10 protein-coding genes and 1 pseudogene are annotated in these 11018 nt (G+C 71.0%); 1 reads left to right on the top strand and 10 read right to left on the bottom strand.

Annotated elements, in window-relative coordinates; translation table 11 throughout:
• The 5 genes and pseudogenes from ABZ749_RS18690 to ABZ749_RS18670 form a co-directional block, all read right to left on the bottom strand.
• A pseudogene (locus tag ABZ749_RS18690) lies at positions 1-271 on the bottom strand (hypothetical protein); the annotation flags it as partial.
• A gap of 76 nt (positions 272-347) precedes the next feature.
• Positions 348-1325 (bottom strand): NAD-dependent epimerase/dehydratase family protein, encoded by a 978-nt coding sequence (locus ABZ749_RS18685; protein WP_357229340.1) that lies wholly within the window; start codon positions 1323-1325, stop codon positions 348-350.
• 89 nt (positions 1326-1414) lie between these two features.
• A complete protein-coding gene (locus ABZ749_RS18680) occupies positions 1415-3106 on the bottom strand; it encodes a cation acetate symporter (protein ID WP_357229336.1) in 1692 nt (563 codons plus the stop codon).
• The gene (locus ABZ749_RS18675; RefSeq protein ID WP_355004471.1) at positions 3084-3449 is read right to left on the bottom strand and encodes a DUF485 domain-containing protein; all 366 of its coding nucleotides are present in this window, start codon (positions 3447-3449) and stop codon (positions 3084-3086) included. The genes ABZ749_RS18680 and ABZ749_RS18675 overlap by 23 nt, the downstream gene beginning before the upstream one ends.
• Positions 3450-3625: 176 nt before the next feature.
• Positions 3626-4219: a flavin reductase family protein gene (locus ABZ749_RS18670; protein WP_357229346.1), complete on the bottom strand. Its 594-nt coding sequence runs from the start codon at positions 4217-4219 to the stop codon at positions 3626-3628.
• 456 nt (positions 4220-4675) lie between these two features.
• Here ABZ749_RS18670 and ABZ749_RS18665 point away from each other — a divergent pair, with 456 nt between their 5' ends.
• Positions 4676-4909, top strand: coding sequence for a DUF397 domain-containing protein (locus tag ABZ749_RS18665; RefSeq protein ID WP_357229333.1), 234 nt, complete (start codon positions 4676-4678; stop codon positions 4907-4909).
• Here the strand turns inward: ABZ749_RS18665 and ABZ749_RS18660 are convergent.
• The 5 genes from ABZ749_RS18660 to ABZ749_RS18640 all read right to left on the bottom strand — a co-directional run.
• Positions 4906-6597: an ABC transporter permease gene (locus tag ABZ749_RS18660; protein WP_357229342.1), complete on the bottom strand. Its 1692-nt coding sequence runs from the start codon at positions 6595-6597 to the stop codon at positions 4906-4908. The two genes, ABZ749_RS18665 and ABZ749_RS18660, sit on opposite strands and share 4 nt — an antisense overlap.
• Complete coding sequence (locus ABZ749_RS18655; protein ID WP_357229331.1) at positions 6594-7358, bottom strand: ABC transporter ATP-binding protein; 765 nt, start codon at positions 7356-7358, stop codon at positions 6594-6596. Before ABZ749_RS18655 ends, ABZ749_RS18660 begins: the two co-directional genes overlap by 4 nt.
• Positions 7359-7553: 195 nt before the next feature.
• Positions 7554-9194 (bottom strand): cation acetate symporter, encoded by a 1641-nt coding sequence (locus ABZ749_RS18650; protein WP_357229328.1) that lies wholly within the window; start codon positions 9192-9194, stop codon positions 7554-7556.
• Positions 9195-9608 (bottom strand): hypothetical protein, encoded by a 414-nt coding sequence (locus ABZ749_RS18645; protein WP_328651696.1) that lies wholly within the window; start codon positions 9606-9608, stop codon positions 9195-9197. It abuts the gene before it with no gap.
• A 44-nt stretch (positions 9609-9652) separates the two neighbouring features.
• A partial coding sequence (locus ABZ749_RS18640; RefSeq protein WP_357229325.1) for a DUF4173 domain-containing protein occupies positions 9653-11018 on the bottom strand: 1366 nt, incomplete at its 5' end.

Raw genomic sequence — 11018 nt, 5'->3', positions numbered from 1 at the left:
GATGCTGACGAGTGAGCGGTGCAGTGCCGACGCCGCTCGTCGCAGTGGCATCGCTCGATGGCTCCGAGATGGACGCACCCGGGCCGCCAGGCCCGGTCGGCCCCGCCGGGCCGCCGGGCCGGGGCTGTTCCTCGTCGTACGACGGGTAGAAGCGAGCCTCGGTCGGACGGGCACGCCCGGAGGCGCCCCGATCGGGGCCGGGCACCGATGCGCGCCCGGCGCTGCGGTGCAGGTACGGATGCGGGACGCCGGCAGACGAGGTCGCGGACATGTAAATCAGGGTACGTAGCGGGAGCCACTGCCGCCTTCAGGCGACACTCAGCGGCAGGCGGTACGCGGAGATCCGGTTACCCTAGCCGCGACCGGAAGTACTCGATCGTGCGTCGCAGGCCATCTTCGGGCGCGACCGACGGCTCGTATCCGAGCAGTTCGCGAGCGAGCGTCAGATCCGGGCGGCGCATCTCCGGGTCATCCGAGCTGCGGGTGACATAGGTCACCTTCGAGGTGCTGTCGGAGAGCGACACGATCAACTCGGCGAGTTGCCGCATGGTCAGCTCGTGCTCGGTGCCGCAGTTGACCGGGCCCGTCTCGGTCGAGTCGAGCAGCAGCAGGATGCCGCGCACCAGATCCTCGACGAAGCAGATCGACCGGGTCTGGTTGCCGGTGCCGTGCACGGTGATCGGCTCGCCGCGCAGCGCCTGGGAGATGAAGGTGGGGATGGCGCGGCCGTCGTCCGGGCGCATCCGCGGGCCGTACGTGTTGAAGATCCGGACGATCGCCGCGTCGAGCCCGCGGTAGCGGTGGTACGCCATCGTCGCGGCCTCGGAGAAGCGCTTGGCCTCGTCGTAGACGCTGCGGACCCCGATCGGGTTGACGTTGCCCCAGTAGGTCTCCCGCTGCGGGTGCTCCTTCGGGTCTCCGTACGCCTCGGAGGTGGAGGCCATCAGGAACCGGGCACCGTCGGCGACCGCGCGCTCCAGCAGGTGCAGGGTGCCGACCGAGCCGACCCGGAGGATCTCCACCGGCAGTTGGGCGAAGTCGGTGGGGCTGGCCGGAGAGGCCATGTGCAGGATCGCGTCGAACCGCTCGGCCAGCGCCGGGTGGTGGGTCGGCAGACCGTCGGAGATGTCCGCTTCGACGAGGGTGAAGGTCGGCTGGTCCAGCAGGTGGGCGACGTTCTCCTTGGAGCCGGTCACGAAGTTGTCCAGCGCCACCACCGTGCAGCCTCGGGCGATCAGGGCGTCCACCAGGTGTGACGGGACGAAGCCAGCTCCGCCGGTGACGAGGACGCGGTGATCGGAACCAAAGCGCTCAGCAACCTTCATGCGGCTCAGCCTACCGACCGCCGAAATCGCCGAAGGGGTCCCCTGTTGACGTGGGACGTCAACAGGGGACCCCTCGACAGGTGCCGTGATCAGTGGGCGCCTGCGCCGGTGAGGGCGCGCACCTCCAGCTCCGCGTACTTGTCCTCGTCGTGCTCCTTGGAGATGACAGTGCCGATCCACCCGCAGAGGAAACCGAACGGGATGGAGAGGATGCCCGGGTTGGACAGCGGGAACCACTGCCAGTCGTGGTCCGGGAACATCGAGGTCGCCGCGCCGGAGACCACCGGCGAGAAGAACACCAGCAGCACGGCCGAGAGCAGGCCGCCGTAGATCGACCACACCGCGCCGGAGGTGTTGAACCGCCGCCAGAACAGGCTGTAGAGGATCGCCGGCAGGTTGCCCGAGGCGGCGACCGCGAAGGCCAGCGCCACCAGGAACGCCACGTTGAGGTTCTGCGCGTAGATCGACAGGGCGATCGACACCGCGCCGATCCCCAGGGCGGAGATCCGGGCGACCCGCACCTCCTGCCGCTCCGACGCCTCACCCTTCTTCAGCACGTTCGCGTAGAAGTCGTGCGCCAGGCTGGACGACGAGGCCAGCGTCAACCCGGCGACCACCGCGAGGATGGTGGCGAAGGCGACCGCCGCGATGATCGCCAGCAGAGCTGCCCCGCCCAGTTCGCCGCCGAAGAAGTCGATGCCGAGCGCTTCGGCCAACTGCGGCGCGGCGGTGTTGCCGGCCTTGTCCTGTGCCGTGATCGCCTGGCTGCCGACCAGCGCCGCCGCACCGAAGCCGAGGGCCAGGGTGAGCAGGTAGAAGGTGCCGATGATGCCGATCGCCCAGAGCACGCTCTTACGGGCAGCCTTCGCGGTCGGCACCGTGTAGAAGCGGATCAGGATGTGCGGCAGACCGGCGGTGCCGAGCACCAGGGCGATGCCCAGGGACAGCAGGTCGACCTTGTTGTAGAACGTCTGCGTCGAGTTGCCGGCGACCTCGACGCCGTACCGGAGGCCGGGTTCGAGGAACGCGCTGCCCTTGCCGGATGCGGCGGCCGCCTGGCCGAGCAGCTCCGACAGGTTGAAGTTGAACTTCGCCAGCACCAGGATGGTCATCAACAGCGCGCCGCCCATGAGCAGGAACGCCTTGACGATCTGCACGTAGGTGGTGCCCTTCATGCCACCCACGGTCACATAGATGATCATCAGGGTGCCAACCATGATGATGGTGGCCACCTTGGCGGTGGCGGCGTCCATGCCGAGGAAGGTCGTCCCCGGCCGGATGCCGAGCAGCAGCGCGACCAGCGCGCCGGCGCCCACCATCTGCGCGAGCAGGTAGAAGATCGACACCGTGATGGTGGAGACCGCAGCCGCGGTACGCACCGGACGCTGACGCATCCGGAAGGCCAGCACGTCCGCCATCGTGTACCGGCCCGAGTTGCGCAGCAGCTCCGCGACCAGCAGCAGGGCCACCAGCCAGGCGACCAGGAAGCCGATCGAGTAGAGGAAGCCGTCGTAGCCGTACAACGCGATGATGCCGGCGATGCCGAGGAACGAAGCGGCCGACATGTAGTCGCCGCCGATCGCCATGCCGTTCTGGAAACCGGAGAAGGACCGGCCGCCCGCGTAGAAGTCGGTAGCCGTCTTGGTCTGCCGGCTGGCCCAGATGGTGATGCCCAGGGTCACTGCCACGAAGACCAGGAAGAGCGTGATGGTCAGGTTGCGGGCGGTGTGATCGCCCGCTTCAGCCGCGAGGAACGACTCAACCGCGTGAACCGTCTTCACGGGTCACCTCCCCGATCTCGGCGCGGATCCGGTCCGCGATGGGGTCGATCTTCCGGTCCGCGTACCGGGAGTAGAGCCAGGCGATCACGAACGTGGAGACGAACTGGAGCAGGCCGAAGACCAGTGCGACGTTGATGTTGCTGCCGAACAGCTTCGTGCCCATGAAGTCCCGGGCGTACGCGGAGAGAATGACGTAGAGCGCATACCACAGGAAGAACGCGACGGTCATCGGGAAGACGAAGCCGCGCAGCGCACGCCGCAGCCCGGCGAACTCGTCCGACCGTTGTACGGCCAGGTACTTGTCCGACTGGGAAGCGGCCGGAGCGGGTGTGTCCGTGGACATCTGTGGATCACCACCTTCACAGGCGTCAGAGGAGTTTCGCGCACCGTAGAGAGCGCACTCCCCGGCAGGGAAGGCTGAGATCGACGCCGGTCGGCGAGTGCGCCGAGCGGTTGGCTGGCTGCGCCAAGTGACTCAGGTCACTGCGGTGATCGGTCGCCTCGTGGTGAGGCGTCCGCTCAGATCGGCAGCTCGTGGTAGCGACCCCGGTAGTGCAGCAGCGGGGTGGCCTCCCCGGTCAGGTCGACAGCCTCGATGGTGGCCTCGACCAGCAGGCCCCAGCCGTACTCCCGGGCGGTGTCCAGCCGGCACCCGGCCCAGCCGCCGGCGTCCGCCGGAACCGGCCCGTACGGTGTCTCGTTCCACGCGCCGGTGGCGAACAGCCCGCCCGGGGCGGGGAAGAGGCCGGCGAACCGGTCGGCGAGCTGCCGGTGTGGCGGGCCGAGCGGCGTGACAGCGAACCGACCCGACTCCTCGGCCGACGCCCAGAGGTCGGACTCCGGGTCGATCAGCCCGAGCAGCCGGTCGGGTTCCCCCTCGGCCACCAGGGTGGACGAGACGGTCAGCCCGGCCGGACCGGGCGCCGTCCAGAGGGTCACCGGTGCGGCGAGGCGACCACGCAGCCGGCGTACCGGCGACCGTTGCCCGGTCGGCACCGCGAACGGATCGGTGTGGTGGATCTCGGCACCCGGCTCATGATTCACGTGAAACATTGTGCCGCCCCGGGCCCTCGCCCAACCAGGGAAGTACTCGTGCAGGTCGGCGCGCCGCATCGGCAGGTGCGGCCGGCTCACCTCGGCTCTCCGGCCGTCCCGGGCGGTGGGGTCGCCCGGCCGCGGCGCGGTCCGCTCGGCGGAGGGCAATGCCCGAACGACCGTGATGTCTGTGAGTCATATTGATGCCTCAGGGACATCACGCTCGCGGTGAGAACCGATCCCTGGTGCGGTGCGTCGTCCGGTCGCCTGCCTGGTCGGAGGCCCGATCCGGCTGCTGGGCTGCGGGGTTCACCAGCGGCCGCCGTTCGCCCGCCAGGTCTGCGCCGGGGTCAGCCAACCGGCCCGGCCGGGTCGCGGCAGGGCCACCGTCTGCCCGTCAGCCCACGCGGCTGGTCGGTTCGGCGGGCCTGCCGACCGCTCCGATCCGGTCGCGCCCGGCACGGCCGCCGACGCGGCCACCTTCCTTTCCGGTACGACCACAGCGCCCCGTTCCTGCCCCGGATGAACCCGAACATGGCTGATCTCCTCCCGTCGACGAGGGCCGCCCCGGCCGGGGGACGATGGCGCACCTCCGCTCGGTCGACTGACTCCGGCGGCAACTGCGTTGAGGTCGCGGACAACCTGCCCGGTGTCGTGCTGGTCCGGGACAGCAAGGATCGCTCCGGCCCGGTCCTCACCTTCGCTCCGGCCGCCTGGCGTGGGTTTCTCGCCGACGCTGGCCAGGCGGCTGGCCGCCGCGTCGGTTAACGGCGCGGCGTGACAGTTGCCAGCAGTTCCGGCTGGCGGCGGTCCAGCACGTCGCCGGCCAGGTACGCGCCCAGCAGCGCCGCGCCCAGCCCGTACGCGGCGCCGACCGGCAGGGCCAGCCAGAGCCACGCGTCACCGAGCAGCGCGGCGGCCACCACCATCGGCACCGCGGCGACCGCCGAGGCGAGCATGCTCAGCAGGGTGAGCAGCCCCTTCGTGAGGCCCGCGCCGCTGTTCATCGCGAACGGGTTGCTGGTCTCCGGCAGTGAGTACGCCCCGAGCACCGAGACCAGGCTGTTCACCGCCAGCCCGACGCCGTAGGTGGCGACCAGGCTGCCGAAGGTGAGCCCGATCCACCCGGGTCGACTGAGCAGCACCGACAGCACCACCGACACGAACGCCAGCATCGGCAGCACGTACAGCGAGAAGGCCGTCATCCTCGCCCGCAGCTCGACCCGGCCGGGCACGCCGGCCACAACGTTCGCGGCGTACGCGCTGCCGTCGAAACCGAACTGGTTGGCCAGGGTGGCGGCGGCCAGCACACCCACGAGAACCATGGAAATGGTGACCACGACCGGTGAGCTGTCGTTGGCAGCCGCCGTCAACCCCCCGCTGTCCATGGCAGCGAAGTCGCCGCCGGTGACGTTGACGAAGACGGGCACGAAGATGCCGACCACCGCGATCGAGATCAGGTTGGCGCGGCGGCGCGCGTCCCGCCACCAGTAACGGGCCTCCCGGGCGACCAGGGCACCGAACCGGTCCCGGCGGGCCCAGCCAGCGGCCCGGGGGAACAGTTGGGCGACCGCGCCACCCGCGACCCCGCGCCGAACCGGTGCCTTACCGCCGCTCGCCGCGCCCACCATCGCCGACTCGAGCGACCGGGACCACCAGGCCAGCAGGCCGCCGAGCGCCACCACAGTGATCAGCAACTTGATCGGTGCCGCCCACGCACGCCCCTGGGCCACGTCGATGCCGAGCGTCCACGGAGCGCCCAACGGCGTCCAACCGATCACGGTCGCCACACCGCTCAACCGGCTCCAGTCCGCCTCCCGTAGCGCGGCGAGGCCGATGACCTGCAGAGGGCCGAGCAGCGCCGCCGTCACCGCCAGCAGCACGGCTGCCAGGTCGCGGACCCGTCGGGACCGCAGCATGGTGGCGAAGGCGCTGGTCACCGCACGGCTCGCCGCAACACAGAGCAGCAGCCCGGCGAGCACACCCACGGCGGCGACCAACCCCGCCGACCAGCCACCCAACGACCAGGCGGTCAGCACCAGCCCGGACGTCGCGAGGAGCACCGCAAGCACCGGCACGCTGACCAGAGCCGCCGCGAACAGGCCGGTCACCAACGTGCGCCGGGGCAGTGGCAGCAGCGCGAACCGGGCCGGATCGAGTGTCTCGTCCACGCCGAAGAAGACAAGTGGCAGGAGCAGCCAACCGAGCACCAGCAGCCCGCCGCCGGCCGCCGCGACCAGCACCGCGTACCGGCCGTTGCCGGCCAGGCCCGGCGCGGCGAAGAGGAAGAACCCGCTGGCCGCGAACCAGAGCCCGAGCAACGCGCCGCCGATGAACAGGGCGATCCGCCAGCCCTGGCCCCGGAAGTTGTTGCCCATCACCCGCAGCTTGAGCCGTACGAAGTGTCGAGCGGAGACCGACCGTGGCGGCGCGGCGGGGGTGGCGTCCGCACTCACTGGGAGAGCCACGACAGCTCCTCGCCGGTAGCGGTGCGCCCGCCGACCACCTCGACGAAGACCTGCTCCAACGAGCGACCGCCGCGGACCTCGTCGATGGTCCCGACCCGCTTGATGACGCCCTGGGCGAGGATCGCCACGTGCGAGCACAACCGCTCGACGACCTCCATGACGTGACTGGAGAACACCACGGTGCCGCCGCCGGTCGCGTACCGGGTGAGGATGTCCCGGATCAGCGCCGCGGACACCGGGTCGACAGCCTCGAACGGCTCGTCCAACACCAGCACCCGAGGGCCGTGCAGCAGCGCGCAGGCCAGGCCGATCTTCTTCTTCATGCCCGCCGAGTAGTCCACCACCAGCGTGCGACCGGCGTCGCCGAGCGCCAGCACGTCCAGCAGTTCGGCGGCCCGCTGGTCGACCACCGCCGGGTCCATTCCCCGCAACAACCCGTTGTACGCCAGCAGCTCCGCCCCGGTCAGCCGGTCGAACAACCGGACCCCGTCGGGCATCACGCCGAGCAGCCGCTTGGCGGTGACCGGGTCCTGCCAGACGTCGTGCCCGAGCACCCAGGCAGAGCCGGCGTCCGGTCGCAACAGCCCGACAGCCATCGACAGCGTGGTCGTCTTGCCGGCGCCGTTCGGGCCGAGCAGGCCGTAGAAGGAGCCGGCGGGGACGTCCAGGTCGACGCCGGCCACCGCGATCGTGCCGTCGAACCGCTTGGCCAGGCCACGCAGTGCGAGCGCGGGGTGCTCAACAGTCATGCGCCGACGTTATCCGCCGATCACCAGTTCCGCCCTCCAGCGACAGACGGACCCGCGATCATCCCCGAGGCGGACCGCGACGCGATCTTGCACTTTCTGCACCGACACAAGGTGCATAAACACTCGTATCCACCACCGAAACTGCAAGATCGGCGCTGGCTTTGGCGCGAGACCGGGCCGGCGCCGGACTCGCGCCTACATGCGGAGGGCTTCCGGAGTGTGCAGGCGGAGCATGGTGGCGGCTACGTCGGCCGGTGCCCGGCGGCGGGTCGCCATCGACACGGCGACCATCACGGTGAAGGCCAGTGGCACCGTCCAGGCGGCCGGCTGGGCGATGAGCGTGGCCGGCCAGCCGGACAGCGGTGGGCCGAGCACGGTGACCAGCACCGCGCCGATCGCCGCGCCGCCGCCGGCCACCACGCCGGCGGTGGCGCCCACGTCGGTCAGCCCGCGCCACCAGATGCCGAGCACCAGCAGCGGGCAGAAGCTCGACGCGGCGACCGCGAAGGCCAGCCCGACGACCTGCGAGACGTCCAGCCCGGAAACGTGCAACGCCAGCAACGCTGGCACACCACCGGCGATGACGGTGGCCAGCCGGAACCCGCGTACCGATCCCCGACCGAGCACGTCCGTCGAGATCACCCCGGCGACGCTGGTCAGCAGGCCGGACGAGGTGGAGAGGAACGCCGCGAACGCGCCCGCGGCGACCAGCGCGGCGAGCAGCCGCCCGGCCAGGCCGTCACCCAGGGCGGCCTCGGGTAGCAGCACCACCACCGCGTCGGTCTGGCCGCTGAGCAGCAACTGTGGGGTGTAGATCCGGCCGAGGACCCCGTAGAGAGTGGGCAGCAGGTAGAACGCGCCGACCAACGCCAGCACGACCAGGGTGGTCCGACGGGCCGCCGCGCCGTCCGGATTGGTGTAGAAGCGCACCAGCACGTGCGGCAGGCCCATGGTGCCCAGGAAGGTGGCCAGGATCAGCGAGTACGTGGCGAACAGGCCCCGGTCGTCGTCACCGGCGGCGCTGGGCAGCAGCCAGTCGTTGGCATCGGTGGCCACCCCGGAGACGTTCGGCACCGGATCACCGGCGGCGAAGGTCAACTCGTCGCCGGGGCGTACCTCCCGGATGTCACCGTTGGGCAGGGTGAGGGCCGCGCGGTGCTCGACCACGACGGTGGTCGCGGCCCGGAACGTCGGCCCGTCGGGCGGGGTCACCGCCGGGCGGCCGTCGGCCTGCCACTGCAGGGCCAGAAAGATCACCGGTACGGCGAGAGCGGTCAGCTTGAGCCAGTACTGGAACGCCTGCACGAAGGTGATCGCGCGCATGCCGCCCAGCGCCACGTTCGCGGTGACCACGGCCGCCACCAGCAGGGCTCCGAGAGGGTACGGGGAGCCGGCCACCGTGGCCAGGGTCAGCCCGGCGCCCTGGAGCTGCGGCACCAGGTACAGCCATCCGATGAAGATCACGAAGGCGGTGGCCAGGATGCGGAGTCGACGCGAGCCCAGCCGCAACTCGCAGAAGTCGGGCAGGGTGAACGCACCGGAGCGGCGCAACGGCGCGGCCACGAAGAGCAGCAGGGCCAGGTACCCGGCGGCGAACCCGACCGGGTACCAGAGCACGTCCACGCCGTACTTGAGGACCAGCCCCGCGATGCCGAGGAAGCTCGCCGCCGACAGGTACTCCCCGCCGATGGCGGCGGCGTTCCAGGTCGGACTGATCGCCCTGGACGCCACCAGGAAGTCGGACGTGGTCCGGGCCAACCGCAGCCCGTAGAAGCCGATCCCGACGGTGACCAGGGTGACCGCGACGATGGCCGGGACCACGAAGTCGTTGCCCACTCAGCGCTCCGGCCGTTGCACCAGGTCGGTGAAGTCCTGCTCGTTGCGCTCGGCCAGCCGCACGTACGCCCAGCCCACGGCGATCAGGAACGGAAAGGAGGCCACCCCGAGCAGCAGCCACGGCAGGTTGACGCCGGCGACAGTGGTCCGGCCGAGCGAGGGCGCGATCGCGAACAGCCAGGGCAGCCCGCCCAACCCGATGGCCACCACCAGGGACAGCCGCAGCGCCAGCGCGAGCTGGGCCCGGACCAGGCCGCGGACCAGCGCCTCGCCGACCTGGGTCTGCTGGGCCAGCTCGGCGCGGGTTCGCTCGGCGCGGGTGTCCTGCCTGGTGATCTCGGCAAGCACGATCCGGGACCGCCGGGGCGGCGGCACCGCACCGCTCGACCCCACGTCGGGGAGTTGCTTGGCCACCCCGGCAGTCTCGCCCGCCGTACGCGATTGTCAAGCGCTCACACTCACCAGCGTCCCAGTTCGAGGCAGTAGGTCAGGGTGCCGTTCAGCGGAATCGTGTCGAGTTCCGCTCGGGCCCGCAGCCGGCCGAGGTTCGTCGCCCAGAGGCCGTCCCGGGGCTGCTCGGCGGCGATCTGCGTCAGTGCGCAGATGCGCATCGGATCGGGCAGTCGGGCCAACGCGGGTACCGCATCGGCGGACAACCCGGACACGTACCCGACGTCCAACCGGCCGGTCTCCAGGTACCTGTCGACGTTCCGGTCGGCGATCAGCCGGTCGGGATTGACGAGCGCCAACCCGAGCAGCGCCAGCACCGCCGTGCCGATCACCAACCGGGGCAGCCACTCGGCCCGCAGCCGCACCACGGCGACCCCCACCAGGAGGAAGAGCAGCCCGAGCCACAGCTCCATGGTCGCCACGACAAGCCGCAGCCGGGTCGCCCCGTACGCGTCGGCGTAGACCTGCATCCGGTAGAGCGCCGAGGCGACGATCACCAGACTGAGCGCGGTGAGCGTGCCGAGCAGTACGCGGACCAGCAGCCGGTCCGCGCGGGTGGCCTGCGACGCCCGGCGGGCGGCGACCGCGATCACCAGCAGGGTGAGCGCGGTGACGGCGAGCAGTTGCCAGAACCCGCCACGGGCGTACTCGGCGTAGGTGAGCCCGGCCGTACGCAGCACGTGCCCCGCGCCGCCGAACAACACCGTCAGCTGGACCAGCACGAACGCGGCGAACAGGGCGTCGAGCAACACCAGCGGGAGGGTCCACTCCAGTCGGTGGACCGGTCGTGACGGCCTCGGTCGCAGGCCCTCCAGGTCGGGTGGGCGGCTGATCAGGTACGCGCCGCCGAGCAGACCGCCGCCGATCACCACCAGGCGGAACGTCCAGCCGATCACGCCGGGTAGCGAGATGTCGGGCAGCAGGCCGGTGACCAGTTCGGCGAAGACCGCGTCGGCGGAGGAGAAGAGCAGCCCGAACAGCGTCAGCAGGACGGCGGAGACGGCCAGGCTGGTGAGGATTCGTCCGAAGCCGACCCCGGACCCTGCCGGGCGGGTGTCGCGTACTCCGCGTGCCGCCCATGGGAGCGCCCGTACCGTCGCGGCGGGCGGCAGCGTCACGGCGACCAGCATGCCGAGCGGGCTTCGCCCACCGGTCACCGCGAGAGCCCCGGTCACCGCCGCCGCGAGCAGGCAGAGGGCGAAGAGCCAGCCGGCGGCCCGGACCGTGCCGACGGCGACCAACGCGACGGTCGCGGCGGCCCAGAGGGCCTGTACCGCCCGCCCCGGTGCCCCCGTGGCACCGGGACGGGAGTTGTTCCACATCCAGAACTTCGAGTCGGCGGCTGCCGGCACGTCGACCGAGCGGCTCAGCTTG

It is taken from the genome of Micromonospora sp. NPDC047753, from assembly GCF_040642735.1.
Taxonomy (GTDB): Bacteria; Actinomycetota; Actinomycetes; order Mycobacteriales; family Micromonosporaceae; genus Micromonospora.
The sequence above is the reverse complement of the archived record's forward strand: the minus strand, read 5'-3'. Positions and strand labels throughout refer to the sequence as shown.

Bases quoted from the DNA above. Each gene is read 5' to 3' on its own strand.
- ABZ749_RS18685 (WP_357229340.1), bottom strand. From the start codon at position 1,325: ATGAAGGTTGCTGAGCGCTTTGGTTCCGATCACCGCGTCCTCGTCACC.
- ABZ749_RS18675 (WP_355004471.1), bottom strand. From the start codon at position 3,449: ATGTCCACGGACACACCCGCTCCGGCCGCTTCCCAGTCGGACAAGTAC.
- ABZ749_RS18670 (WP_357229346.1), bottom strand. From the start codon at position 4,219: ATGCGGCGCGCCGACCTGCACGAGTACTTCCCTGGTTGGGCGAGGGCC.
- ABZ749_RS18665 (WP_357229333.1), top strand. From the start codon at position 4,676: ATGGCTGATCTCCTCCCGTCGACGAGGGCCGCCCCGGCCGGGGGACGA.
- ABZ749_RS18655 (WP_357229331.1), bottom strand. From the start codon at position 7,358: ATGACTGTTGAGCACCCCGCGCTCGCACTGCGTGGCCTGGCCAAGCGG.